At 63.6% G+C, this 24,190-nt stretch carries 20 protein-coding genes, 3 tRNA genes and 1 riboswitch; of the genes, 12 read left to right on the plus strand and 11 right to left on the minus strand.

The window, feature by feature from the left end; all coding sequences use genetic code 11:
- Positions 1-223: 223 nt before the first annotated feature.
- The gene (moaA, locus tag AN401_RS11550) at positions 224-1,204 is read right to left on the minus strand and encodes a GTP 3',8-cyclase MoaA (RefSeq protein WP_094038631.1); all 981 of its coding nucleotides are present in this window, start codon (positions 1,202-1,204) and stop codon (positions 224-226) included.
- A riboswitch (molybdenum cofactor riboswitch) is annotated at positions 1,192-1,332 on the minus strand. Its footprint overlaps the gene before it by 13 nt.
- Before the next feature lie 173 nt (positions 1,333-1,505).
- Here moaA and AN401_RS11555 point away from each other — a divergent pair.
- Entirely contained in the window at positions 1,506-2,159 is a 654-nt protein-coding gene (locus AN401_RS11555) for a response regulator (RefSeq protein WP_094038632.1), read from the plus strand.
- Between the two features lie 193 nt (positions 2,160-2,352).
- On the opposite strand, the gene AN401_RS11560 is transcribed toward AN401_RS11555, so the two are convergent.
- The 3 genes from AN401_RS11560 to AN401_RS11570 form a co-directional block, all read right to left on the minus strand.
- Positions 2,353-2,724, minus strand: a complete 372-nt coding sequence (locus AN401_RS11560; RefSeq protein ID WP_094038633.1) for an Hpt domain-containing protein — start codon at positions 2,722-2,724, stop codon at positions 2,353-2,355.
- Positions 2,721-4,097: a sigma-54-dependent transcriptional regulator gene (locus tag AN401_RS11565; RefSeq protein ID WP_094038634.1), complete on the minus strand. Its 1,377-nt coding sequence runs from the start codon at positions 4,095-4,097 to the stop codon at positions 2,721-2,723. Before AN401_RS11565 ends, AN401_RS11560 begins: the two co-directional genes overlap by 4 nt.
- 226 nt (positions 4,098-4,323) lie before the next feature.
- Positions 4,324-5,082, minus strand: coding sequence for a Nif3-like dinuclear metal center hexameric protein (locus AN401_RS11570; RefSeq protein WP_094038635.1), 759 nt, complete (start codon positions 5,080-5,082; stop codon positions 4,324-4,326).
- A 51-nt stretch (positions 5,083-5,133) separates the two neighbouring features.
- Here AN401_RS11570 and AN401_RS11575 point away from each other — a divergent pair, with 51 nt between their 5' ends.
- A complete protein-coding gene (locus AN401_RS11575; protein WP_096779447.1) occupies positions 5,134-5,937 on the plus strand; it encodes a DUF1853 family protein in 804 nt (267 codons plus the stop codon).
- A 37-nt stretch (positions 5,938-5,974) separates the two neighbouring features.
- Here the strand turns inward: AN401_RS11575 and AN401_RS11580 are convergent.
- Both AN401_RS11580 and AN401_RS11585 read right to left on the minus strand, forming a co-directional pair.
- Positions 5,975-6,048: transfer RNA gene (locus tag AN401_RS11580), tRNA-Cys, on the minus strand.
- Positions 6,049-6,059: 11 nt separating this feature from the next.
- A tRNA-Gly gene (locus AN401_RS11585) sits at positions 6,060-6,135 on the minus strand.
- 211 nt (positions 6,136-6,346) lie between these two features.
- Between AN401_RS11585 and ggt the strand changes: the two genes are divergently transcribed.
- The 3 genes from ggt to AN401_RS11600 all read left to right on the plus strand — a co-directional run bounded on the left by ggt (position 6,347) and on the right by AN401_RS11600 (position 10,284).
- Positions 6,347-8,068 (plus strand): gamma-glutamyltransferase, encoded by a 1,722-nt coding sequence (gene ggt, locus AN401_RS11590; RefSeq protein ID WP_096779448.1) that lies wholly within the window; start codon positions 6,347-6,349, stop codon positions 8,066-8,068.
- A gap of 324 nt (positions 8,069-8,392) precedes the next feature.
- The gene (locus AN401_RS11595; RefSeq protein ID WP_096779449.1) at positions 8,393-9,946 is read left to right on the plus strand and encodes a methyl-accepting chemotaxis protein; all 1,554 of its coding nucleotides are present in this window, start codon (positions 8,393-8,395) and stop codon (positions 9,944-9,946) included.
- 2 nt (positions 9,947-9,948) lie between these two features.
- Positions 9,949-10,284, plus strand: a complete 336-nt coding sequence (locus AN401_RS11600; RefSeq protein WP_094038639.1) for an MGMT family protein — start codon at positions 9,949-9,951, stop codon at positions 10,282-10,284.
- A 12-nt stretch (positions 10,285-10,296) separates the two neighbouring features.
- On the opposite strand, the gene AN401_RS20020 is transcribed toward AN401_RS11600, so the two are convergent.
- The gene (locus tag AN401_RS20020; RefSeq protein WP_176441995.1) at positions 10,297-10,461 is read right to left on the minus strand and encodes a hypothetical protein; all 165 of its coding nucleotides are present in this window, start codon (positions 10,459-10,461) and stop codon (positions 10,297-10,299) included.
- A gap of 221 nt (positions 10,462-10,682) precedes the next feature.
- Positions 10,683-13,307, minus strand: a complete 2,625-nt coding sequence (topA, locus tag AN401_RS11605; RefSeq protein ID WP_096779450.1) for a type I DNA topoisomerase — start codon at positions 13,305-13,307, stop codon at positions 10,683-10,685.
- A gap of 334 nt (positions 13,308-13,641) precedes the next feature.
- Here topA and astB point away from each other — a divergent pair, with 334 nt between their 5' ends.
- A complete protein-coding gene (astB, locus tag AN401_RS11610; RefSeq protein WP_096779451.1) occupies positions 13,642-14,976 on the plus strand; it encodes an N-succinylarginine dihydrolase in 1,335 nt (444 codons plus the stop codon).
- 60 nt (positions 14,977-15,036) lie between these two features.
- Here the strand turns inward: astB and sohB are convergent, their stop codons facing one another.
- A complete protein-coding gene (sohB, locus tag AN401_RS11615; protein ID WP_176441997.1) occupies positions 15,037-16,056 on the minus strand; it encodes a protease SohB in 1,020 nt (339 codons plus the stop codon).
- Positions 16,057-16,207: 151 nt separating this feature from the next.
- Between sohB and AN401_RS11620 the strand changes: the two genes are divergently transcribed.
- The 5 genes from AN401_RS11620 to AN401_RS11640 all read left to right on the plus strand — a co-directional run bounded on the left by AN401_RS11620 (position 16,208) and on the right by AN401_RS11640 (position 23,056).
- Positions 16,208-16,975 carry a YciK family oxidoreductase gene (locus AN401_RS11620; RefSeq protein WP_094038643.1) on the plus strand — a complete coding sequence of 256 codons (768 nt, stop codon included), beginning with the start codon at positions 16,208-16,210 and terminating at the stop codon, positions 16,973-16,975.
- A gap of 98 nt (positions 16,976-17,073) precedes the next feature.
- Complete coding sequence (locus AN401_RS11625) at positions 17,074-17,973, plus strand: LysR family transcriptional regulator (protein WP_094038644.1); 900 nt, start codon at positions 17,074-17,076, stop codon at positions 17,971-17,973.
- 61 nt (positions 17,974-18,034) lie between these two features.
- Entirely contained in the window at positions 18,035-19,171 is a 1,137-nt protein-coding gene (locus AN401_RS11630) for a MalY/PatB family protein (protein WP_094038645.1), read from the plus strand.
- Positions 19,172-19,366: 195 nt separating this feature from the next.
- Complete coding sequence (locus AN401_RS11635; RefSeq protein ID WP_096779452.1) at positions 19,367-20,344, plus strand: TAXI family TRAP transporter solute-binding subunit; 978 nt, start codon at positions 19,367-19,369, stop codon at positions 20,342-20,344.
- 129 nt (positions 20,345-20,473) lie between these two features.
- The gene (locus AN401_RS11640; RefSeq protein WP_096779453.1) at positions 20,474-23,056 is read left to right on the plus strand and encodes a TRAP transporter permease; all 2,583 of its coding nucleotides are present in this window, start codon (positions 20,474-20,476) and stop codon (positions 23,054-23,056) included.
- A gap of 53 nt (positions 23,057-23,109) precedes the next feature.
- On the opposite strand, the gene AN401_RS11645 is transcribed toward AN401_RS11640, so the two are convergent.
- Positions 23,110-23,200 (minus strand) — tRNA-Ser (locus tag AN401_RS11645).
- Between the two features lie 51 nt (positions 23,201-23,251).
- Entirely contained in the window at positions 23,252-23,458 is a 207-nt protein-coding gene (locus tag AN401_RS11650) for a hypothetical protein (protein WP_096779454.1), read from the minus strand.
- A gap of 139 nt (positions 23,459-23,597) precedes the next feature.
- Between AN401_RS11650 and AN401_RS11655 the strand changes: the two genes are divergently transcribed.
- Positions 23,598-24,149, plus strand: coding sequence for an HPP family protein (locus AN401_RS11655; RefSeq protein ID WP_096779455.1), 552 nt, complete (start codon positions 23,598-23,600; stop codon positions 24,147-24,149).
- Positions 24,150-24,190 lie beyond the last annotated feature (41 nt).

Raw genomic sequence — 24,190 nt, forward strand, 5'->3', positions numbered from 1 at the left:
GTTCCCTGCTCTGCCATTGGTTTTTTGTGTAGCATAGACGTTAAAAACGGGGATGATCCCAAGATTATCCCTTAATGGTTACATGGTATTGGTCGGGGCACGGGGGGAGGAATACCACCTAGTGGGTACAAAGGAGGGTACGTTGATCCAGATCAAGCGGGCACGGGGCTTTACGCCCCGGATCACTCCGGACGCGTAAAGCCGGGAACAAAAAAGAGGCGTCTCAGCCGCCGATGGAGGCCAGATGAGGGGTCATGCCGGTCTGCCCCTGATGCAGGAAATGGGTGGCCTTCTTGTCGGCCAGGGCCTGGCGCAGACGCAGTTGCAGCGCCGCCTGGTGGCCGTCCTCGGCCAGCAGATCCCTAAGCTCCACCCCCTGTTCACCGAACAGACACAGGTGCAGCTTGCCGACCGAAGACACCCGCAGCCGGTTGCAGCTGGCACAGAAGTCCTTGGCGTAGGGCATGATGAGGCCGATTTCGCCCACATAGTCCGGGTGCCAGAACACCTCGGCCGGGCCGTCGTTGTGGGCCCGCACCTTCTGCTGCCAGCCGGCATGCAGCAACTGCTCCTTGATCAGGGCGCCGCGTACATGGTGGCGGCTGAACAACTCGTCCATCTCGCCGGTCTGCATCAGCTCGATAAAGCGCAACTGGATGGGATTGTCCTTGATCCAGGCCAGGAAACGCCCCAGCTCGCCGTCATTCAGGCCGCGCATCAGCACCGTATTGACCTTGACCTGCTCGAAGCCGGCGGCAAAGGCGGCATCGATGCCGGCCATTACCTCCTGGAAGCGATTCTCGCCGGTGATCTGGTGGAACATGCGCGAGTCCAGGCTGTCGACGCTGACATTGATGGCGGACAGGCCGGCACGGCGCCAGTCGGCCACCTGGCGTGCCATACGGTAGCCGTTGGTGGTGGTGGCCACCTTGCGGATCCCCGGCGTGGCGGCCACGGTCTCGATGATGGCGGTGAAATCCTTGCGCAGGGAAGGCTCGCCCCCGGTGATGCGCACCTTGTTGGTGCCCATGGCGGCGAAGGCCCGGGTCAGGCGGCGGATTTCGTCGAGGGTCAGGAAGGACTTGCGGCCATCGGGCTTATAGCCGTCGGGCAGGCAGTACTGACACCTGAAGTTGCAGACGTCGGTGACCGACAGCCGCAAATAATGGAACTTGCGTGCGAACGCATCCTGTAATTCAAACATAAACACCTTTCCAATACGGGAGGCAGGGACATTTCTCTCCCTACCCTTACAGCCGGTGGCTGAACGGTCTGGCAACCCTATTGGCCTTGGCCAACTTAGGTCCACCCGACTCGGAGTTTGTCAACGTCACTCTATTCTCACCTATCACCATAGGGAAAAACATAGCTTCAGATCAAGAAAAATCTGTGATCGAGGTAAAATGACTTATGAAATACCACTATTATTGCCCTCTCACCGGGCTTTGCATATGCTGGTGATCGATTACCATACCGATACTCCCATTCATAGAAGTAACTGACCCATGACTCAAGCTCACACCGCCACCCTGTTACTGGTCGATGACCATCCGCTGATGCGCAAGGGGATCAAGACCTGGATCACCGCCGCCGGCCCCTTCGAGGTGGTGGCCGAGGCCGACAACGGGGCCGAGGCCCGGCGCCTGGCCGCCCAAATCAATCCTGATCTGATCCTGCTCGACCTGAACCTGGGCGAGGAGCAGGGATCGGAAGTGCTGCTGGCGCTGAGGCAACAGGGCTACCAGGGCAAGGTGGTGATCCTGACCGTATCCGACAGCCAGGAAGACGCCCGCCGCCTGCTCGATCTCGGCGCCGACGGCTATCTGCTGAAGGACATCGAGCCCGAGTCGCTGATCCCGGCCCTGCAACAGGCCCTGCTGGGCGAGCGGCCGGTCAGCGAGAAACTGCTGGAGAACACCCGCCAGGGGGCGGCGGAGCAACTGGCCAACCTGACCTACCGGGAGCGGCAGATCCTGGCCCTGCTGGCGGAAGGCTTCAGCAACAAGCAGATCGCCGACAGCCTCAATATCGCCGAGGGCACGGTCAAGGTGCACATGAAGGCGCTGATGCGCAAGCTGGATGTGCAGTCGCGGCTGGAGGCGGCGCTTATCTACCTGAATGGCAGGGAACCCAACAGTAGCAAATTGCAAAAGCAATAAGCTTCACATTGCAATTATTTGCATTATGCATCGCCTGAAAAACACTCAATTGAATCGGAAAGCCTGATGGGACGGGGATCTTAAAAGTTGGCACGATAATTTCATATATATTATCAGTCGTTTTTATCCCGTGCTCTCTTCAGCTCCCGCTGAAGTTCGGTCAACCCTTTGGGTTGACCATTTTTTTTGCCTGTCAATCACCGAGCCGGGCTGCCAGTTCATCCAGGGTCGCTTCCAGCGCCTGTCGCCAGGCCCCCATCTGCTCGGCCACCCGGGCTTCATTCCGCTCCCGGCAGGACAGCTCCAGCTTCTCGCCCAGAAACTGGCAACGCAGGGCCCCATAACTGCCACAGGCCGACTTCAGGCTGTGGCAATGGCGGGCCATGGCGCCATGGTCCCGGGCCTCGAAGGCCTGCTCCAGCGCCCGCCCCTGCTCCCGGGCATCCTCCACGAACAGCGCCAGCAGCCGGAGCAGGGTCTCCGCACCCAGCTCCCGCTCCAGCCGTCCTAGCTGATGCTCGTCGAGCAACGGCAACCTGGCCTGTAGCCGCAACCAGTCGCTCATTCGCCTTTCCCCCAGCTTTGCAGCTTGCGGTAGATGGTCGAGGGACTGACCTCCAGCAAGGCCGCGGCCCGGGACACATTGCCCTGGCAGTGACGGATGGCGCGCTCGATGGCCTGTCGTTCCAGGGTGGCCAGGGGAATGACCGGGGCCGCAGCCGGGTCGGAGTTCCGGTGGGTGGGAAGCTCCTGGTGCAGCGGCTTGTCGAGGGGGGCTGGCAGCATGTCCAGCTCTATCCATTCCCCCTGATGCAGCACCACGGCGTTGCGGATGACGTTCTGCAACTGGCGCACGTTGCCCGGCCAGTGGTAGCCCTGCAGTCTGTCCTTGGTTTCCTCGGACAGGCCCACGAAGGACTTGCCCTCTTCCCGCGAGGCCTGGCGCACCAGGGCGGTGGCGATGCTGATCACGTCCGCCCCCCGCTCCCGCAATGGCGGCAGGTGCACCGGGATCACGTGCAGGCGGTAATAAAGATCCTCCCGGAAGCGCCCTTGCTCCACCTCAACCAGGGGATCCCGGTTGGTGGCGCAGACGATACGCACGTCCACCTTGATCTGGCGGGAGCTGCCCACCGGCTGGATAAGCCCGGTCTGCAGAAAGCGCAGCAGCTTGCTCTGCAGTTCCAGATCCATCTCGCAGATCTCGTCCATGAAGAGGGTGCCGCCGTCGGCCCGGATCACGGCGCCGTCCCTGTCCTGCAGGGCGCCGGTGAAGGCGCCCTTGATGTGACCGAACAACTCGCTCTCCATCAGATCCTTGGGGATGGCGGCACAGTTGAGGGCAATGAAGGGGCCTTCGGCCCGGCCGCTCAGCTGGTGGATGGCCTCGGCGCAAACTTCCTTGCCGGTGCCGCTTTCGCCGGTGATAAAGACGGTGGCGCTGCTGGGGGCGGCGTTCTCGATCAGCCGGTATACCTTCTGCATGGGCAGGCTTTCACCGATAAAACCCTGGAAGCGCTTCTGCTCCATCTCGTGCCGGAACCGGTCCACCAACTGGTTGAGGTGACGGAACTTCATGGTGTTGTGCAGCGTCACCTTGAGCCGCTCCGCTTCCACCGGCTTGTTGATAAAATCGTGAGCACCCAGGCGCATGGCATCCACCGCCACATCGACCGAGCCATGGGCGGTCATCACTATGGTGGTGACTTCCGGGTGCTCCCGGTGCAGCCACTGCAGGATTTCCATGCCGGGCATGTCCGGCAGGATCAGATCGAGCAACAGAATGTCCGGTGGCTGCTGCCGGATATGTTCCAGTGCCTGCCGGCCAGTGGTGACGACCGTCAGCGACAGGGGCTCATCCTGCAAATAGGCCTGGTACAGCGCCGCCAGCGAGGGCGTATCCTCTACCAACAAGACATTCAGTCTTTCATCTACCATCTTTGTTCTCTCACCTCGATACCGTCCGGTTGGTCTTTTTTATGCCGAACCCGAAAAAATACTTGCAGCAAATTAACTTCATGTTAACATGAACTCAACATCCAGTGTGACTCATTTGTCACCTCACCCACTGCTCATTTTGTTGTTAGGAACGACGACAGTTTATGCCTGTGTGGCTGCTGCGAAACCAGGGTATTCATGTACCCTGGTCTTTTTTTTTATGGGCTCAGGCAGGGTTGTCGATGTCCACAAAACTGACCTCGAGCCCGTGCTCCGCCGCCAGCCACTCCCCCAACGCCTTGATGCCGTAACGCTCGGTGGCATGATGACCGGCCGCGAAGAAGTGCAGCCCCAGTTCCCGCGCCACGTGCACCGTCTGCTCCGATACCTCGCCGCTGATAAAGGCGTCCATGCCCTGCTCCGCCGCCAGCTCGATAAAACCCTGTCCGCCGCCGGTACAGTAGCCGACCCTACGGATAAGCGCCGGCCCCGCCTCGCCCACATGCAGCACAGGGCGGCCCAGCCGCTGTCGCAGCCGTTCGGCCAGTTGATCCCCGCTGAGCGGTGCGTCCAGTTCGCCTCGCATCGATACCGAGAGGGCATTATCCGGCTCCAGCGGGCCGGTTTGCCGGATACCCAGCAGGGCCGCCAGCTGGGCGTTGTTGCCAAGACCGGGCGCGATGTCGAGGGGAAGGTGGTAGGCATAGAGGTTGATGTCATGGCCGAGCAGCGCCTTGAGCCGCCGCCGCTTCATGCCCCTGATCTGTTCGTTTTCACCCTTCCAGAAATAGCCGTGATGCACCAGCAGTGCATCCGCGCCCATCGCCACCGCCCGGTCCACCAGCGCCTGGCTGGCGGTCACTCCGGTCACCACACGACGCACCTCGCTTTTGCCTTCCACTTGCAGGCCGTTCGGGCAATAATCCTTGATAGCTTGTGCATTGAGCTGCCGATCCAGCAGCCGTTCGAGTTCCAGGTTGTTCATGCTGGCTCCATGGCGTGAGTTTGGCTCATTGTAAAACAAAAGGTACCCCTTATGGGCGATTCCCTTCCCCGCTTGCTGGCCCGCCTGCGCGACCCCGTGGTGCGGGATCTGGCCTGGGCCCTGGCCAGTCCCAACCTGCTGGCCGCCACTCCCCTGGCCCCCGGCAACGACTGGTATCGGACGCTGCTGGGTCAGTACCAGTCACGGCTGCTCGCGCTGGACGCCGCCCCCGGAATACTGCATGCCCACTGCCGTCCCTACCGGCGCCTGGGCCAGTATTTCGAGGCGCTCTGGCGCTTCTTCCTGCTGGATCACGACCGCTTCCAGCTGCTGGCCTACGACTGGCAGCAGGTGGTGGCCGGCACCACCCTGGGGGCTTTTGATTTTATCGTATGGGACAAGCAGTTGCAGCGCATCGAGCACTGGGAGGTGGCGGTCAAATTCTACCTGATCACCAATCCCGGCACCGCCTGCGGCGATGCCCGGGGGGTCAATCCCCGCGACAGGCTGCGACACAAACTGGAGCATATGCTCCATCACCAGTTGCGGCTCAGCCAGCACCCGCAAGTCGGCGAGCGCCTGCACCGGCTGGGGCTGATGCCGAACAACCACCGCCTGATCCTCAAGGGACGACTGTACTACCCGCGCAGTTGCCGGCTGTTCCTGTGCGAACAGGGCGAGCGGGGGCAGTGGGGAACGGAGCTGCCGGATCCGTCATTCGAGCCCCAGCAGAAACTGGGCTGGCTGACCGGAGGCCGACATTGTGAACGACTGGCCAGCAGGCAGAACTACCGGAGCGGTAACGGAGACTGGTATATCAGGGTAGACAGGGAGTGGCTGGACAGCCAGGGGTAGTGATTCAGGAAAACCGGGGGAGTCAAGGGCGTAAATATGGAGGCGCGTAGCGGAGTCGAACCGCTCTAAACGGATTTGCAATCCGCTGCATAACCGCTTTGCTAACGCGCCATTGCAGAATTTGGAGCGGGAAACGAGACTCGAACTCGCGACCCCAACCTTGGCAAGGTTGTGCTCTACCAACTGAGCTATTCCCGCTTAAAACTTCTAACTTGTGCATGGGGCCGCGCTGCGGCCGATGGATGCGCATTATAGGCAGGCGGACGGACAATACAAGCCATTTTTCTCTCGACCAACTCATTTGCTTTAATTTTCAGCGAGTTGGGTGTTTTTTTGTCAGCCCCCGCCTTTGGCGACGCACGCCAAAGGCGGCTAAGCTTGCTGGCATCCCCGTTCACGGAGTCCGCCCATGCCCCTGCTGCTTATCCTGTTGCTGCTCGTGCCGCTCGCCTTCGCCGACACCCCGCCCCCGGAAACCGCCACCGGCTGGCGCACCACCCCCCTGGTCCGGGCCGACAAGGCCATGGTGGTCACCGCCAATCCCTATGCCAGCCAGGCCGCCCGGGACATGCTGCGCCGGGGTGGCACCGCGGTGGACGCCATGGTGGCCGCCCAGATGGTGCTGGCCCTGGTCGAGCCCCAGTCCTCGGGACTGGGTGGCGGCGCCTTCCTGGTATACTGGCAGCAGGAGCCGGGCCGCCTGATCACCCTGGACGGACGGGAAACCGCCCCCTTCGCCGCCCCGGCCGATCTCTTCCTGGACGGACAGGGCCAGCCGCTCGACTTTCTCGATGCGGTGGTCGGCGGCCGCTCGGTGGGCACGCCCGGCACCGTGATGCTGATGTGGCAGGCCCACCAGCGTTTTGGCCGCCTGCCCTGGCGGGAGCTGTTCGCCCCGGCCATCACCCTGGCCCTCAACGGCTTCACCGTGTCGCCGCGCCTGGCCCGGCTGGTGGCGGAGGACAAGGCGCAGCTGACACGGGATCCCGACGCCCGCGCCTATTTTTTCGACGACACCGGCCGCCCGCTGCAAGCCGGCAGCACCAAGACCAACCCCCTGCTGGCGGCCCTGCTGACCCGGCTCAGCCTCGAAGGCCCCTCGGCCTTCTACCAGGGAAAAATCGCCGCCGCCATGGTGGACAAGGTTCGCCAGGCCAATCCACCGGGCCACCTCAGCCTGGAGGATCTCGCCGGCTACCGGGTGAAGGAGCGTCCGGCCCTCTGCGCCCCCTACCGGCAATACCAGGTCTGCGGCATGGGCCCGCCCAGCTCCGGCACCCTGGCCCTGGGGCAGATACTGGGAATCCTTTCCCACCTGGAGTTGGCCTCGCTAGGCCCCAACTCTCCCCAAGGCTGGCGCTGGATAGCCGATGCCTCGCGCCTGGCCTTCGCCGACCGCAACCTCTATGTGGCCGACGCCGATTTCGTGCCGGTGCCGACCGAGGGACTGCTCGCCCCCGACTACCTGGCCGGACGCGCCGCCCTGATTGGCGAGCGCTCCCAGGCCCTGGAACAGGTCTCGCCCGGCGTCCCCCTGGCCCGGCTCGGCCACCTGGCCCCGGACAGTTCCCCCGAATTCGCCGCCACCACCCATATCAGCATCGTCGACAAGGAGGGCAACGCCCTGGCGATGACCTCCACCATAGAGCACGGCTTCGGCTCCCGGCTCATGGTGCAGGGCTTTTTGCTCAACAACGAACTGACCGACTTTTCCTTCCGCCCGGAGCTGGACGGGGTGCCGGTGGCCAATCGGCTGGAACCGGGCAAGCGCCCCCGCTCCTCCATGGCCCCCACCCTGGTGTTTTACCGGGAGAAACCGCTGCTGGTGATCGGCTCCCCCGGCGGCAGCAGCATTATCGGTTACGTGCTGCATGCCCTGATCAATGTGCTGGACTGGGGCATGGATATCCGGGAAGCGCTGCACCAGCCCCACATCCTGCACCGGGGTTCGGTACTGGAGCTGGAGCCGGGTGGGCGCAACCAGGCGCTGCAGCCGGAGCTGGAACGGCTCGGCTTCGGCACCCGGCTGACCGAACTCAACTCCGGCCTGCACGGCATACTGCTGCAGCCGGGGCGCATCACCGCCGGCGCCGATCCCAGGCGGGAGGGCCAGGCCCTGGCGGCGGACTGAGTACCTTGCAACCAATGTTAAATAACTGTTCCAGATGGTAGATCACTACTGGCAGCGACAGGGTTCCGTTAAGCAGCCCCTCCGCGCCAGGAATGGCGCGGCGGCCCCCCCAAGGATGGGTTCACGGCGTGTCTGCGTGCGGGGCCCGGTCGATGTAGCACTATTAGGATCAGTTATTTAAATATCGGTCACATAAGCGGAGGACCCGGGGTGAATTCCGCGTTTGGTCACGTATAGTAGTGCCCCGGGCCTGGCCCCGCTCAAGTTTGCCGGGCGGGTGCCGATAACAAGTACACCAGATAAATAACAGAAACCAATAACCAGATGAACAGCAGAAACCAGCACATTATCGATGAGGAAGTCACCTACAGCGACCAGGAACAACTGGTTTCCACCACCGATCTGCGCGGTGTCATTACCTATGCCAACGATATCTTTTGCCGGGTAGCCGGTTACCACCCCGAGGAGCTGGTCGGCCAGAATCACAACATCGTCCGCCACCCGGACATGCCCAGGGCGGCCTTCCAGGATTTGTGGGAGCATATCAAGGCCGGCCAGGCCTGGCGGGGCGCGGTCAAGAACCGCTGCAAGGACGGCCGCTACTACTGGGTGGACGCCTACGTCACTCCCATCTACCAGCAGGGCAAGATCGTCGGCTACCAGTCGGTACGCACCAAGCTCGATGACCGGGTTCGCGACCGGGCCAGCCAGGCCTATCGCCAGTTGCTGAAGCAGGAACAGCAAAAGAGCCTTCCGCGTCCGCGGCTGAAGCAGGCCATGCCCTGGCTGTCGGCGGCGGGCTTCCTGGCGTTGCTGACCGGCGCCTTCAGCCAGGGCGGCGCCGGCCTGTTGTTGTGGACCCTGTTGCCGGTCGCCTGGCTGCTGCTCTGCCATCACCGGCAACTGTTCGGCACCCGGCATTTCTTTCACAACCTGGGCCGGGACTATGACAGCATCTCCCGGCTGGTCTACTCGGGTGACGCCCCCCATGCCATCGCCGACTATCATCTGAAGATGTGGCAGGCCCGTACCCGCACCATACTGGGCCGGGTCGATGACGCCACCGGTTCGCTCAAGTCCCTGGCCGGCTCCCTGATGCAGGCCATGACCGGCGCCCGGGACGATCTTAGCCGCCAGGACAGCGATACCCACCAGATCGCCGCCGCCATCGACGAGATGTCGGCCACCGCCACCGAGATCACCCAGAACACTCAAAAAGCAGCGGAAAACGCGGAAGAAGCCCAGCACCAGTGCCACCTGACCCAGCGCCAGCTGGAGCAGACCAAGCAGAAGATCGTCGAGCTGGCCCGGGAAGCCGAACACGCCGCCGAAGCCACCTTCGCCCTGACCCAGGAGTCGGATCGCATCGGCACCCTGATGAGCGAGATCCAGGGCATTGCCGATCAGACCAACCTGCTGGCGCTCAACGCCGCCATCGAAGCGGCCCGGGCCGGCGAGCACGGCCGGGGCTTTGCCGTGGTAGCGGAAGAAGTGCGGGCCCTGTCCACCCGCACCCATGGCGCCACCGAGCAGATCCAGAGCAGCATCGGCCAGATCCAGCAGACCCTGGCCAAATGGCGCTCCATGATGGATGCCAACATGGAGCACAGCCAGGAATGCGTGAACGCGGCCGAAGCCGGCAGCGCCAGCCTGAGCCGGGTGGTCGACGAAATCGACAACATAGTGGGAGTCACGGTGCAGATTTCCGCCGCCGCCGGCCAGCAACAGCAGGTGGCCGAGGAGATCAGCCGCAATGTACACCAGATCTCGCAAGCCTCCTCCGCCAACCTGGACAAGATTGCCCAGGTGGAAGCCTCCGGCCGCCAGTTGCTGGAGCGTTCCCAGGGGCTGAACGACATGACCCGCACCTTCTCCTGACCATGGACCCTCGCCAGCAGGCCATACTCACCCTGCTCGCCCTGGTGCCGCCAGGGCGGGTGGTCAGCTACGGCCAGCTGGCGGATCTGGCCGGTCTGCCGGGCCGGGCCCGGCTGGTCGGCCGCGTGCTCAGGACCCAGGACACCAGCGGCCTGCCCTGGCACCGGGTGGTGGCGGCCTCGGGCCGCATCAGCCTGCCCAGGGGCAGCGACGGCTGGTGCGAGCAGCGGCAACGGCTGCTGCAGGAAGGGGTCTTGCTGAAAGGAGACAGGGTGTCGATGAAGGAGCACCAGTGGCGGCCGGATCTGGCCGCCATACTGATGCTGATGGAACAGTGAAAGGTGTTGAGCCTAGTCGGTTTCTTCCAGCAACTCGCTGACATGCACCTGGAAGGGGATGGTTTCGTCTTCCCGCTGCAGCAGCACCAGCTGGTTGTTGACGTCCACCTCCAGCACGTAACCCGAGCCATCCGGGGTATGACAGATCATCCCCGGCCTGATGTCATGAATATCCATATCCACTCCCCCTAAACAGGCCCAGCCTGTGGGCGTTTAACGTCCCTGTGTCATTGGCTCTGTACTTGCTCCGTCACTGCTTGTTATCACCACCCTCTGGTGGCTCCCGCGCGAACGGCTGCGGTTGCAGCTGTTATCGATCCAATACCAGGGTCGCCCGACGGTGCCGTTACAGCAGATGGTATCGCCGGGCATCATGCCCGGCCCGCCGACGGCCGTCGTTATTTGCCTTTCTGGCTTTGCCGCCACTTACCATCAGTATAATGAGCGCTCCAGCCGGTGGCCTTTTTATTGACCTCGGTCATCACGTATTGTTCCTTGTTCTTGCGGCTGAACCGCACCACGGCCTTGTTGCCGTCCGGATCCTCGGTGGGCGCCTCGGTCAGGTACAGAAACTTGGGCGGCAGCCGATCCTTGAAGCGAATAAGCTCCTCCACCAGGGGCGCCCGGGTCTCCCGGGATCTGGGGAAGTTGCTGGCGGCCAGGAACAGGCCGGCGGCGCCGTCACGCAGCACGAAGTAGGCATCGGACTGGCTGCAGGGCAGCTCCGGCAGGTGCACGGGATCTTCCTTCGGCGGCGCCACTTCGCCGCTTTTCAGGATCTTGCGGGTATTGCCGCAGGCCTCGTTGGTGCAGGCCATGTACTTGCCGAAACGGCCGTTCTTGAGCTGCATCTCGGCACCGCAGCGATCGCAGTCGATCACCGGGCCTTCGTAGCCCTTGAGCTTGAACTGGCCTTGCTCCAGCTCGTAGCCGTCGCAGTCCGGGTTCTGGCCACACACGTGCAGCTTGCGCTTGTCATCGATAAGGTAGGCGTCCATGGCGGTGCCGCACTTGGGGCAGCGGTGCTTGGCGCGCAGGGCATCGGTTTCGGCTTCGTCGTCGTTGGCCAGCACGAAATCGTCACCCGGGATCAGGTTGATGGTCTGCTTGCAGCGCTCCTTGGGCGGCAGGGCATAGCCGGAGCAGCCGAGGAAAACCCCGGTGGTGGCGGTGCGGATGCCCATCTTGCGACCGCAGGCCGGACAGTCGATATCGGTCAGCACCATCTGGTTGGCCCGCATGCCGCCCTCTTCCACCGGCCGCTCGGCCTTTTCCAGCTCGTCGCTGAATTCGGCATAGAAGGCGTCCAGTACCTGGGTCCAGTTCAGGCTGCCGCCGGCGATTTCATCCAGCTTGCTTTCCATCTGGGCGGTAAAATCGTAGTTCATCAGTTCGGCGAAACTTTCCTGCAGCCGATCGGCGACGATTTCGCCCATCTTCTCCGCATAGAAGCGCCGGCTTTCCACCTTGACGTAGCCCCGGTCCTGAATGGTGGAGATAATGGAGGCATAGGTGGAGGGACGGCCGATGCCGCGTTTTTCCAGCTCCCGCACCAGGGCCGCCTCGGTGAAGCGGGCCGGGGGCTTGGTGAAGTGCTGCTTGGGCTCGAGCCCGTCGAGGTTGAGCACCTCCCCCGCCTGCACCGCCGGCAGTTCGGTATCCTCGCCCTTGCGGCTCTGGGGCGTCAGCACCTTGGTCCAGCCGGCGAAGCGCAGGATGCGCCCGCGGGCCTTGAGTTCGTAGTCGCCGGCCTGCACCGTGATGGTGCTGCTGTCGTACTGGGCCGGGACCATCTGGCAGGCCACAAACTGGCGCCAGATGAGATCGTAAAGCCGCTTGGCGTCCGCCTCCATGCCGTCGAGCTGCTCCGCCTTCAGGGCCACGTCCGAAGGACGAATGGCCTCGTGAGCCTCCTGGGCGTTGGCCTTGGCACCGTAGACGTTGGGACTCTCGGGCAGATAGTCCTTGCCGTAGCTGTCCTGGATAAAGTCGCGTACGCCGTTCACCGCCTCCTGGCTCAGGTTGGTGGAGTCGGTTCGCATATAGGTGATGTAGCCTGCCTCGTACAGCCGCTGGGCCAGCATCATGGTGCGCTTGACCCCGAAGCCGAGCCGGGTACTGGCCGCCTGCTGCAGGGTGGAGGTGATAAAAGGCGCCGGCGGCTTGCTCTGGGTCGGCTTGTCTTCCCGGGCCACCACCTCGAACCGGCTGGCCTTGAGGGTATCCACCGCCGCCATGGTCTGGGCCTCGTTGGTCGGGCGGAACTCCTGCCCCCGGTACTTGGCCACCATCATGGTCAACGCCAGCTGTCGGGCACTGCTCAGAGCCGCCTGGATATCCCAGTATTCTTCCGGTACGAAGGCCTTGATTTCGCGTTCCTTCTCCACGATGAGCCGCACCGCCACCGACTGCACCCGGCCAGCGGACAGGCCCCGGGCCACCTTCTTCCACAGCAGCGGCGACACCATGTAGCCCACCACCCGATCCAGGAAGCGGCGGGCCTGCTGGGCGTTGACCCGGTTCAAGTTGAGATCGGACGGGTGGCTGAAGGCCTCCTGGATGGCGCTTTTGGTGATTTCGTTGAACACCACCCGCTTGAAACGGCTGTCGTCACCGCCGATCAGCTCCTTCAGGTGCCAGGCGATGGCCTCCCCCTCGCGATCCAAGTCCGTTGCCAGGTAAACGGTGTCGGCCTTTTCCGCCAGGCTCTGCAATTCGGCCACCACCTTTTCCTTGCCCGGCAGCACCTGGTAGTCCGCCTTCCAGCCGTGCTCGGGATCCACCCCCATGCGGGCGATCAGCGCCTGATGCTCCTTTTCCTTCTTGAGCCTTTCCTTTTCATCGGCGCTCAACTGCTTGGTGTCGGTCTTGCGGCCACCGGTCTTTTTCGCGGAAGAGGAGCCGGCGGTCGGCAGGTCGCGCACGTGGCCGACGCTGGATTTGACGATGAAGTCCTTCCCCAGGTACTTGTTGATGGTCTTTGCCTTGGCGGGCGATTCGACGATAACCAGCGATTTGCTCATAAAGCGCGTTTAGATCCTTAAAGTCTGGCCCCCGCGGGGGTTCCGGCGGCAAGGTAATGACGGCTGTATAAGTGAAAAAGCCGTAAAAAGCAAACTTGCCCGGCCTGGGCCGGAAAAAAGTTCAATGAATTTATATTTATTTATTAACACCCTCATGCCCGTCGGAATCAACCGCTTTTTTTACTCTCCTGCCTGTTCGTCCGCTTTTTATGCATTGTTATTACTTAGGTGAAATCTGTTGTTAAAAAGGGGTTACATCTTCCAAATAAATCCACATATAATGGCCAACAACAGGATTTTCTTGGCCCTTTTCACCATTTAAAAGGACAATATAATGGTACAGTTTGAAGCCAACTTTGACGGCCTGGTCGGCCCCACCCACAACTATGCCGGCCTGTCTTACGGCAACGTTGCCTCCCAGAGCAACGCCCAGGATGTGTCCAGCCCGAAAGAAGCGGCCAAGCAGGGCCTGCGCAAGATGAAGGCGCTGACCGAACTGGGCCTGGTGCAGGGCGTGCTGGCGCCCCAGGAGCGCCCCGACATCCATACCCTGCGCCGGCTGGGCTTTACCGGCAGCGATGCCCAGGTGCTGGAAAAGGCGTTCCGGGAAGACCCGGTGCTGCTGGCCGCCTGCTGCTCCGCCTCCAGCATGTGGACCGCCAACGCCGCTACCGTCTCGCCCAGCGCCGATACCGCCGACGGCCGTATCCACTTCACCCCGGCCAACCTGACCAACAAGTTCCACCGCTCCATCGAGCACGAGGTGACCGGCCGCATCCTCGGCCAGGTGTTCGCCGACGAGCGCCACTTCAGCCACCACCAGGCCCTGCCCGCCAACGACTACTTCGGTGACGAGGGCGCCGCCAACCACACCCGCCTGTGCGCCGACTACGGCCACGCCGGGGTGGAACTGTTCGTGTACGGCCGCAGCGCCTTCGACCTGAGCGCCCCCGCCCCGCGCCGCTACCCGGCCCGGCAGACCCTGGAAGCGTCCCGGGCCGTGGCCCGGCTGCACGGCCTGGGCGAGGACACCGCCATCTTTATCCAGCAGAACCCGGCGGTGATCGATCAGGGCGTGTTCCACAACGACGTCATCGCCGTGGGCAACCAGAACGTACTGTTCTATCACCAGGAGGCTTTCCTCAACACCGCCGCCCTGGAAGAGATCCGCCGCAAGCTGCCCGGCACCGAGCTGCACTTTATCGAGGTGCCCACCGATGAGGTACCGGTGGCGGACGCGGTGAAGAGCTACCTGTTCAATACCCAGATAGTGACCCTCAAGCCCGGCCAGATGGCGATCATCGCCCCCACCGAATGTGCCGAGACCCCGAGCGTCAAGGCCTACCTGGACAAGCTGGTAACCCTGGGTACGCCGATCCGGGAAGTGCACTTCATGGACGTGAAGCAAAGCATGCGCAACGGCGGCGGCCCCGCCTGCCTGCGGCTGCGGGTGGCCATGACACAAGCGGAGCATGCCGCCACCAACCAGGCCTGCCTGATGAACGAGGCCCTGTTCGCCCGCCTCAACCAGTGGGTGGACAAGCACTACCGCGATACCCTGAGCCTGAGCGACCTGCGCGACCCGGCCCTGTTGCAGGAGTCCCGCGCCGCCCTGGACGAACTGACGCAAATACTGAAGCTGGGCGCCGTTTACCCCTTCCAGCGCTGAAGTAACGGGGATCGAGAAATTGAGAGGGCCGGTGTGATACCGGCCCTCTTTAATTTTTCGTCAGCCAAAGGGCCGCTGGCCCGCTTCGTAAAGCTTCATCAGCGCCCGGCTCACTCCCGCCTCCGCCGCCTTGCCCAGCTTGTCCTTCAGGCTCTGCCTGGGCTTGTAGTGCAGGCGGATGATGCGCTTGTCCTCGCTTTGGGCCAGCAGGTAGTCGCTGCTGGTCAACAGCTCGTCCACCAGGCCCAGTTCATGGCCGTCGCTGGCCAACCAGTGCTCTCCGGTGGCCACCCGCGCCACGTCCAGGGTCGGACGGTTGCGGGCGATGAATTCCTTGAACCGGCCATGGATCACTTCCAGCTCTTCCCGGAACTTGGCCCGGCCGTGCTCGTCGTTTTCCCCGAACAGGGTCAGGGTGCGCTTGTATTCGCCCGCGGTGTGCAACTCGATATCGATGTCCTTCTTCTTCAGGTACTTGTTGAAGTTGGGCAACTGGGCCACCACCCCGATGGAGCCGACGATAGCGAAGGGGGCGGCGATGATGCGCTCGGCCACGCAGGCCATCATGTAGCCGCCGCTGGCCGCCACCTTGTCCACCGCCACCGTCAGCCCGATGCCGCGCGCCTTGAGCCGGGCCAGCTCGGCCGCCCCCAGGCCGTAGCCGTGCACCAGGCCGCCGCCGGACTCGAGCCGGAGCAGCACCTCGTCGCCGGACCGGGCCAGTTGCAGCAGGGCGGTGATCTCCCGGCTGAGCCCGTCCACTTCACGGGCATCCATGCTGCCCTTGAAGTCCAGCACATAGAGCCGGGGGCGGTCGTCGCCGGTCTTTTTTTCGTCCTTGGCCTGTTGCCTGAACGCCTGCTTGAGCTGCTTGCGCTCGGCGTCGCCGCCGGCCGTGGCCAACTGCAGCCGCCGCTGTTGCCGACGCAGTCCCTCGCCGAGATCCTCCACCTCCAGTTGCTCACCGGCCTGCTTCTGGCGGACCGCCAGCCCCGCCACCAGGGCCACCAGCAGGCCGATTGCCAGCACCCAGGTCAGGCTCTTGGCGGCGAACAAACCGTATTCGTACATAAATTCCAGCATGGATCCTCCTCAAAGGCGTAGTTCGGCACCCATTGTAAGAGCCGGCGCGGGGAACACCAATGGGCTTTTTTACTCCCAAAGGCTGGCATCCCGGGCCAGAGTCTGGTTTGATCTGGCCACTTTGAACTCCGCTTAGAGAAAGAGACAGATGCTCGACTATCACGCCTCCCCCGAATTGCTCGCCGGCAAGGTGATACTGGTGACCGGTGCCGGTGACGGCATCGGCCGCCAGGCGGCGCTCAGCTACGGCGCCCACGGCGCCACCGTGATCCTGCTCGGCAAGACCGTGAAGAAACTGGAAGCGGTGTACGACGAACTGCTGGCCCAGGGCAGTCCGGAGCCGGCCATCATTCCCCTGGATCTGCAGGGCGCCACCCGCCAGCACTACCTCGACATGGCCGAGACCATCCGCCAGCAGTTCGGCCGGCTCGACGGCGTGCTGTTCAACGCGGGCCAGCTGGGGGTGCTGGGTCCCTTCGAGATGATCGGCGAGGACGAGTGGGACAAGGTGATGCAGGTCAATGTGAAGTCCCAGTTCCTGATGACCCAGGCACTGCTGCCGCTGCTGAAGGACAGCGCCCCGGCCTCCGTCGTCTATACCAGCTCCGGCGTGGGCAAGCAGGGCCGGGCCTACTGGGGCAGCTACGCCATCTCCAAGTTCGCCACCGAGGGCATGATGCAGGTGCTGGCCGACGAGCTGGAAAACACCAGGGTCAGGGTCAACTGCATCAACCCGGGCGCCACCCGCACCGGCATGCGGGCACGGGCCTATCCCGGCGAAGACCCGGCCAGCCTGCGCACCCCGCAGGACATCATGCCGCTCTATCTGTACCTGATGGGTGACGACAGCCAGGGGGTCACCGGCCAGTCGCTCGACGCCCAGCCGGACCGGATCCGCCCCCAGGCCGGCCAATAGGCTGACAGCCGGGGCTCCATCGACTACAACTGATCTTGTCGTTCATCATAGAAGGGCCGCACAGCACGGCCCCTTGACTACAGGGAAGTAACACAGCCATGTATCGTCCCAAGAGCACGGTGGAGCAGTGGCGGATATTTCAGGCGGTGGTCGACTGCGGCGGCTACGCCCAGGCCGCGGAAAAGCTCAACAAGAGCCAGTCGTCCCTCAACCATGCGGTGGCCAAGCTGCAGCAGAGCCTGGGGCTGTCGCTGCTGGAAGTAAGGGGCCGCAAGGCCTTTCTCACCCCCGAGGGCGAGGTCTTTCTGCGTCGCTCCCGCAAGCTGACCCACGACATGGAGAACCTGGAGCAACTGGCCGACGTGCTGGCCAGTGGCTGGGAGCCGATACTGCGCATCGTGGTGGAGGCCTCCCTGCCCCGCCGGCCGCTGTACCAGGCCCTGGCCGAGTTCGCCCCCCGCTCGCGCGGCTGCCGTATCCACCTGGTGGAGGCGCAACCCGCCGGCTGCCGCGCCGTGGTGGCCAAACAGGCCGCAGACCTCCTGTTTGCCTGCCGTACCTTTCCCGGCGTGACCTGCCTGCCCCTGGCCGCCACCGTCTATGTGCCGGTCTGTGCCCCCGACCACCCCCTGACCCGCTTTCCGGCGATCAGCGCCCATGAGCTGGAACACGAGCTGGAGCTGGTGCTGGCCGACGGCAGCGAGCAGGAGGAAGGCTGGGATCGGGCAGAGCTGCGCTGGATCATCAACCACCTGCACGACGCCCTGTCGTTGCTGCGCCGGGGTATCGGTTACGCCTGGCTGCCGCAGGAGGTGGTCAGCCCCCTGGTCGACAGCGGCCAACTGCAACAGTTGCCCATGGTCGACCTGGCCCTGCGCAAACGCTTCACCCACCTGATCCTGCCGCGGGCCACGCCGCCCGGGCCGGCCGCCAGCCTGCTGCTGACCCTGACCCGGCAGCATTACGGCATCCGCGAGGAGACCACCTCGGCGAGCTGAGCCTTGCCAGCCCGGGCCGGCTTCCTTATGCTGATGACCCCGCATCTGATAAGGAAGCCCCATGTTTGATTTTGATCAGTGGATAGACCGCCGCCCCACCCGCGCCCTCAAGTGGCTCAAGTACGAAGGCACCGACATACTGCCGATGTGGGTGGCGGACACCGAGTTCAAGGCGCCGCCCGCGGTGATAGAAGCGCTGAGCGAGCGGGTGGAACACGGCATCTTCGGTTACAGCCGGCCCAGCCCGGCCCTGACCGAACTGATCATTCATCGCATGCGGGAACGCTACAACTGGCAGATCGAGGCCGACTGGCTGGTGTACATGCCGGGCGTGGTGCCGGCCCTGAACCTGGCCTGCCAGACCTTCAGCGCGCCGGGCGACGCCATCCTGACCCCCAAGCCCATCTATTACCCCTTCCTGCATGCTCCCGGCTTCCATGGCCGCAAGGCCGCCCACGTCGGCATGGTGGAAAAGAACGGCCGCTGGCTGCTGGACCTGGATGAGCTCGAACAACAGGCCGAACACAGCGACCTGCTGCTGTTCTGCAACCCCCACAACCCGGGCGGCACCATCTACAGCCGGGACGAGTTGCTGGCCATCAACGACATCGCCAAACGCCACAACCTGCTGGTCTGTTCCGACGAAATCCACTGCGATCTGCTGCTCGACGAGGGCAAGCCCCATATTCCCTACGCCGCCCTGGACGAGGATGCCGCCCATCGCAGCATCATACTGATGGCACCCAGCAAGACCTTCAACATCGCCGGCCTGTGCTGCTCCTTCGCCATCGTGCCCAACGCCGAGTTGCGCACCCGCTTCGTCCGGGCCGCCCGCGGCATCATGGCCGACGTCAACCTGCTCGGTTTCGTCGCCGCCGAGGCCGCCTACCGGGACGGCGACGACTGGCTGCAGGCCCAGTTGGCCTACCTGCGCCAAAACCGGGATCTGCTGGTGGAGCGACTCAACCGGGTGCCCGGCGTCAAGGTGCTGGCTCCCGAGGCCACCTACCTGGCCTGGATCGACATCGGCGCGCTCGGGCTCGAGGATCCCATCGGCTTCTTCGAACAGGCCGGCGTCGGCCTCTCCCCCGGTGGCCAGTTCGGCGGCAGCAACTTCGTGCGCCTCAACTTCGGCTGTCCCCACGCCATGCTGGACGAAGCCCTGCACCGCATGATTGCCGCCATCGAGAGTCGCTGATCCCCCGCTTGCTGTCCCGTCCGGGCCGCGTCCTGCGGCCCGGCCTCTCTCCGGCTTTTATCCACTTGAATCCATTTTTGTGCCCTCCTTCTTCGGACAAGTCCCACACACCAACATTTTTTTGCTATCTTTGAATGGCTTACAGGTCAAACGCGATTGGCCGACCCTTTACAGCCAAGACAAGGAAAAGGAACTATGTCGATCAAGAAAACCATGGGCAGCGCCGCTGCCATTTTGGGACTGAGCCTGAGTGCGCCGGCGGCCATGGCAGCCGAGCAAACCTTCATCACCATCGGCACCGGCGGCGTGACCGGCGTTTATTATCCCACCGGCGGCGCCATCTGCCGGCTGGTCAACCAGGGCCGGGCCGAGCACGGGGTGCGCTGCTCGGTGGAAAGCACCGGCGGCTCCGCCTACAACCTCAACTCCCTGCGTTCCGGCGAACTGGAAGTAGGCATCGCCCAGTCGGATCTGGAGTATCAGGCCTACCACGGCGAGGCGCCCTTCGCCGATCAGGGCAAGTTCGACGACCTGCGTGCCGTCTTCGCCCTGCACGGCGAGGCCCTGACCATAGTGGCGCGCAAGGATGCCAATATCAAAACCTTTGAAGATCTCAAGGGCAAGCGGGTCAATATCGGCAACCCCGGCTCCGGCCAGCGCGACACCATGGAAATCCTGCTCAAGGCCTATGGCTGGAGCCACGGCGACTTCAGCCTGGTGTCCGAGCTGCGCCCGGCCGAGCACGGCCAGGCCCTGTGCGACAACCGCATCGACGCCTTCGTGTTCGTGGTGGGCCACCCCAACGGCTCCATCAAGGAGGCTACCACCGCCTGCGAAGCCAACCTGGTCAGCGTGACCGGCGAGGTGGTCGACAAGCTGGTGGCCGATAACGCCTACTACCGCTACATCACCATTCCCGGCGGCGAGTACGCCGGCGCCGACGAGGACGTGCAGACCTTCGGGGTGGGCGCCAACCTGGTGACCAGCGCCAAGGTGCCGGAAAACGTCATCTACGAGCTGACCAAGGCGGTGTTCGAAAACTTCGATCAGTTCGTGCGGCTGCACCCGGCCTTTGCCAACCTGCAGAAGGAACAGATGGTGCAGGACGGCCTGACCGCCCCCCTGCACGATGGCGCTCGCAAGTACTTCAAGGAAGCGGGCCTGGTGGAGTAACAGCCCCCTGCTCAACTAACTGGCAGGGCCCCCGCCCTGCCGTTACGCCATGATGCCCCAGGGGCGGCCACCAGCCGGGCCGCCCTTTTGCCGCCCGGGGCCGTCTGGCGGCTATCGGAGGAGCCGTTGATGTCCCAACCTCAAGATAAGACCCGGCAAGAACTCGAAGACATGCTGGCCGCCGATACCGGAGCCCGGCATCCTTCCGGGTTCGGCCACTGGGTGCTGCTGCTGGTCCCCTTCGCCTGGGCCCTGTTCCAGCTGTGGTACGTGTCGCCGCTGCCCTTTATGCTGAACATCGCCATTCTCAACGACACCGAAGCCCGGGCCATCCACCTGGCCTTTGCCGTCTTCCTGGCCTATACCGCCTATCCGGCGCTCAAGCGCTCGCCGCGGGATCGCATTCCCGTGCAGGACTGGCTGCTGGCCCTGGCCGGCGCCTTTGCCGCCGCCTACCTGTTCCTGTTCTACCGGGAGCTGTCCACCCGCCCCGGACTGCCCACCACCCAGGATCTGGTGGTCGGCTGCGTCGGCATGCTGCTGCTGCTGGAGGCTACCCGCCGGGCCCTGGGCCCGCCGCTGATGGTGGTGGCGGCAGTCTTCCTGTTCTATACCTTCGCCGGCCCCCATATGCCGGACGTCATCGCCCACCGGGGGGCCAGCCTCAACCGCATCGTCACCCACCAGTGGCTGACCACGGAAGGGGTATTCGGGGTGGCGCTCGGGGTCTCGACCTCCTTCGTGTTCATGTTCGTGCTGTTCGGCTCCCTGCTGGAACGGGCCGGCGCCGGCAACTACTTCATCAAGGTCGCCTTCTCCCTGCTCGGCCACATGCGCGGCGGCCCCGCCAAGGCGGCGGTGGTGTCCTCCGGCCTGTCCGGCCTGGTGTCCGGCTCCTCCATCGCCAACGTGGTCACCACCGGCACCTTCACCATTCCGCTGATGAAGCGGGTCGGCTTTCCCGCCAGCAAGGCCGGCGCGGTGGAGGTGGCGGCCTCCACCAACGGCCAGCTCACGCCGCCCATCATGGGGGCCGCCGCCTTCCTGATGGTGGAATACGTGGGCATTTCCTACATAGAGGTGATCAAGGCCGCCATACTGCCGGCGCTGATCTCCTACGCCGCCCTCATCTACATCGTCCATCTGGAGGCGGTCAAGGCCGGTATGAAGCCGCTGCAACAGCGGCGCAAGGCGACGATCCTGCAGCGGCTGGCCGGCTTTTTTACCGTGGTCATCGCCTTTATGCTGCTGTCGGCCATCGTCTACTACGGCATCGGCTGGACCAAGACCCTGTTCGGCGCCACCGCCAGCTGGGTGCTGAGCGGCATCGCCCTGGTCGCCTATGTGGCCCTGGTGGCGCTGGCCGCCCGGCTGCCGGAGCTGGCCATCGACGATCCGAACAATCCGGACATTCACATGCCCGAGCCGGGTCCCACCTTCCAGGCCGGTATCTATTACCTGCTGCCGATAGTGGTGCTGGTGTGGTGCCTGACGGTGGAGCGGCTTTCGCCGGGGCTGTCCGCCTTCTGGGCCACCCTGTTCATGATGTTCATCGTGGTGACCCACAAGCCGCTCAAGGCGTTTTTCCGCCATCAGGCCGCCTGGGGCGCCCTGAGCCGGGAAGGGCTCGACGATCTGTTCCAGGGCATGGTCACCGGGGCGCGCAACATGATCGGCATCGGCGTGGCCACCGCCGCCGCCGGCATCGTCGTCGGTACCGTCACCCTGACCGGCATCGGCCTGGTGATGACCGAATTCGTGGAGTTTATCTCCGGCGGCAACCTGCTGCTGATGCTGCTGTTCACCGCCGTGATCAGCCTGCTGCTCGGCATGGGGCTGCCCACCACCGCCAACTACATAGTGGTGTCCACCCTGATGGCGCCGGTCATCGTCAACCTGGGCGCCCAGCACGGCCTTGTCGTGCCCCTGATTGCCGTGCACCTGTTCGTGTTCTACTTCGGCATTCTGGCAGACGACACCCCGCCGGTGGGCCTGGCCGCCTTCGCCGCCGCGGCCATCGCCAAGTCGGATCCCATCAAGACGGGCTTGCAGGGCTTCGCCTACGACATCCGCACCGCCATACTGCCCTTTATGTTCATCTTCAATACCCAGTTGCTGCTGTTGGGGATAGACAGCTGGTGGGGGCTGCTGCTGACCATACTGAGCGCGCTGGCCGCCATGCTGCTGTTTGCCGCCGCCACCCAGGGCTTCTGGCTGGTCAGGAGCCGCTGGTGGGAAACCCTGGCGCTGCTGCTGGTGGCCTTCACCCTGTTCCGTCCCGGTTTCTTCTGGGACCGGCTCTATCCGCCCATGGCGGAATACGACGGCGCCGAGTGGCGGCAGGTGGTGGCGGATCTGGGCCCTACCGAGTCCATCATTATCCAATTGGGCGGCACCAACCTGTTCGGCGAGGAAGTGAACAAGGTGGTCAAGCTGCGTTTCGATGCCAGTCGCAGCGGCGCCGAGGAGCGGCTGGCCAGCACCGGTATCAGCGCGGTGCGGGTGGAGGGAGACAAGGCCGTCATCGAGCGGGTGGACTTCGGCAGCCAGGCCGAGCGGCTGGGGGTGGACTTCGATCTGGAAATCGTGGCGCTGCAGCGCCCGGCGGACCGGCCCTCCAAGGAGTGGATGTTCCTCCCCGCCCTGGCCCTGGCCGGCCTGGTCGCCTGGCGGCAACGCCGGCGGCAGGCCCGCGAACGTCTGGCCGGATAGCTCCCGACAAGCAAAAACGCCGCTGAAGCCATGCTTCAGCGGCGTTTTCAATCTGGCGGAGGAGGTGGGATTTGAACCCACGGTGGGCTATTAACCCACGCCGGTTTTCAAGACCGGTGCATTCAACCACTCTGCCACCCCTCCGGACAGCGCGCATCATACGTGTGCCGACCGGAGCTGTAAATAGGTGGAAATTCAATTGCTTCCTAAATCACCACTCCGGCCATTTTTTGACAGGGATGCCCTCCTCTCCTCGCCACCGAGAAAGTACTGGCTCAAAAATTCTTCATCCAGGGGCGACAGATCGAAGTGGCGGCTCGCCTCGGCAATCGCCCTCTGATCCAGTTTCGGTTGCTGCAACAGCCAGGCCAGTGCCTTGCGCAGGGATTCATGTTCGCTCATCTCAACCTCCGGCTATCACTTCAGTCATCAGGGCCAGGCCGACAGTCCGCCCTTTGATTTTTTATATATTTTAAATACAATTTCACGCTCTGCCTGGTTCCGTGAACAAGCATTCTCCTCCATTGCCACCGAGGTCCCCATGCATTTTAAACACCGGCTGCGCGATGCCACCCTGGCCGGCCTGGCCGCCTTCGTCGCCGTCCTCTGCCTGAGCTACCTGAAAAGCTGGGCGCACTTCATGGTGCTGAGCGCACCGCTGGGCGCTACCCTGGTCTTGCTGTTATTGCTGCCTTCGGCTCCCCTGTCCCGGCCCAGGCATGTGATCCTCGGGCATCTGCTGACCACCAGCCTGGCGGTGATCGGGCTCGAACTGCTGCCGGATCCCATACTGGGGCTGGCCACCTGCTTCGGCCTCGGCATTACCCTGATGGTGCTGACCGATACCCTGCATCCGCCGGCCGGCGCCAATCCGATACTGATCTATCTCTCCGGTGCCCACCTTCCCCCCATGGACTTTATCCTGCCCACCCTGGCCGGCACCCTGTTCATGGTGGCCTTCGCCAGCCTCTATCACCGGGCCTTTACCCACCGCCGCTACCCCTTTGCCCCCAAGGCGGCGCCGCCTTCCTCCGCCGGCACTGCCGCATCGGCCTCCCATGGGCAGGGAACAGGCGGCAAGAAACTTCCATAAAAAGAATCTCCACATAAAGATATATTAAGAATTGTGACGCC

The sequence above is a fragment of the Zobellella denitrificans genome, from assembly GCF_002407485.1.
GTDB classification, from domain to species: Bacteria; Pseudomonadota; Gammaproteobacteria; order Enterobacterales; family Aeromonadaceae; genus Oceanimonas; species Oceanimonas denitrificans.

What these genes read in the sequence shown, in the direction of transcription:
- moaA (WP_094038631.1), bottom strand. Translation starts at nt 1,204, where the DNA reads ATGTTTGAATTACAGGATGCGTTCGCACGCAAGTTCCATTATTTGCGG.
- AN401_RS11555 (WP_094038632.1), top strand. Translation starts at nt 1,506, where the DNA reads ATGACTCAAGCTCACACCGCCACCCTGTTACTGGTCGATGACCATCCG.
- AN401_RS11560 (WP_094038633.1), bottom strand. Translation starts at nt 2,724, where the DNA reads ATGAGCGACTGGTTGCGGCTACAGGCCAGGTTGCCGTTGCTCGACGAG.
- AN401_RS11565 (WP_094038634.1), bottom strand. Translation starts at nt 4,097, where the DNA reads ATGGTAGATGAAAGACTGAATGTCTTGTTGGTAGAGGATACGCCCTCG.
- AN401_RS11570 (WP_094038635.1), bottom strand. Translation starts at nt 5,082, where the DNA reads ATGAACAACCTGGAACTCGAACGGCTGCTGGATCGGCAGCTCAATGCA.
- AN401_RS11575 (WP_096779447.1), top strand. Translation starts at nt 5,134, where the DNA reads ATGGGCGATTCCCTTCCCCGCTTGCTGGCCCGCCTGCGCGACCCCGTG.
- ggt (WP_096779448.1), top strand. Translation starts at nt 6,347, where the DNA reads ATGCCCCTGCTGCTTATCCTGTTGCTGCTCGTGCCGCTCGCCTTCGCC.
- AN401_RS11595 (WP_096779449.1), top strand. Translation starts at nt 8,393, where the DNA reads ATGAACAGCAGAAACCAGCACATTATCGATGAGGAAGTCACCTACAGC.
- AN401_RS11600 (WP_094038639.1), top strand. Translation starts at nt 9,949, where the DNA reads ATGGACCCTCGCCAGCAGGCCATACTCACCCTGCTCGCCCTGGTGCCG.
- AN401_RS20020 (WP_176441995.1), bottom strand. Translation starts at nt 10,461, where the DNA reads ATGGATATTCATGACATCAGGCCGGGGATGATCTGTCATACCCCGGAT.
- topA (WP_096779450.1), bottom strand. Translation starts at nt 13,307, where the DNA reads ATGAGCAAATCGCTGGTTATCGTCGAATCGCCCGCCAAGGCAAAGACC.
- astB (WP_096779451.1), top strand. Translation starts at nt 13,642, where the DNA reads ATGGTACAGTTTGAAGCCAACTTTGACGGCCTGGTCGGCCCCACCCAC.
- AN401_RS11620 (WP_094038643.1), top strand. Translation starts at nt 16,208, where the DNA reads ATGCTCGACTATCACGCCTCCCCCGAATTGCTCGCCGGCAAGGTGATA.
- AN401_RS11625 (WP_094038644.1), top strand. Translation starts at nt 17,074, where the DNA reads ATGTATCGTCCCAAGAGCACGGTGGAGCAGTGGCGGATATTTCAGGCG.
- AN401_RS11630 (WP_094038645.1), top strand. Translation starts at nt 18,035, where the DNA reads ATGTTTGATTTTGATCAGTGGATAGACCGCCGCCCCACCCGCGCCCTC.
- AN401_RS11635 (WP_096779452.1), top strand. Translation starts at nt 19,367, where the DNA reads ATGTCGATCAAGAAAACCATGGGCAGCGCCGCTGCCATTTTGGGACTG.
- AN401_RS11640 (WP_096779453.1), top strand. Translation starts at nt 20,474, where the DNA reads ATGTCCCAACCTCAAGATAAGACCCGGCAAGAACTCGAAGACATGCTG.
- AN401_RS11650 (WP_096779454.1), bottom strand. Translation starts at nt 23,458, where the DNA reads ATGAGCGAACATGAATCCCTGCGCAAGGCACTGGCCTGGCTGTTGCAG.
- AN401_RS11655 (WP_096779455.1), top strand. Translation starts at nt 23,598, where the DNA reads ATGCATTTTAAACACCGGCTGCGCGATGCCACCCTGGCCGGCCTGGCC.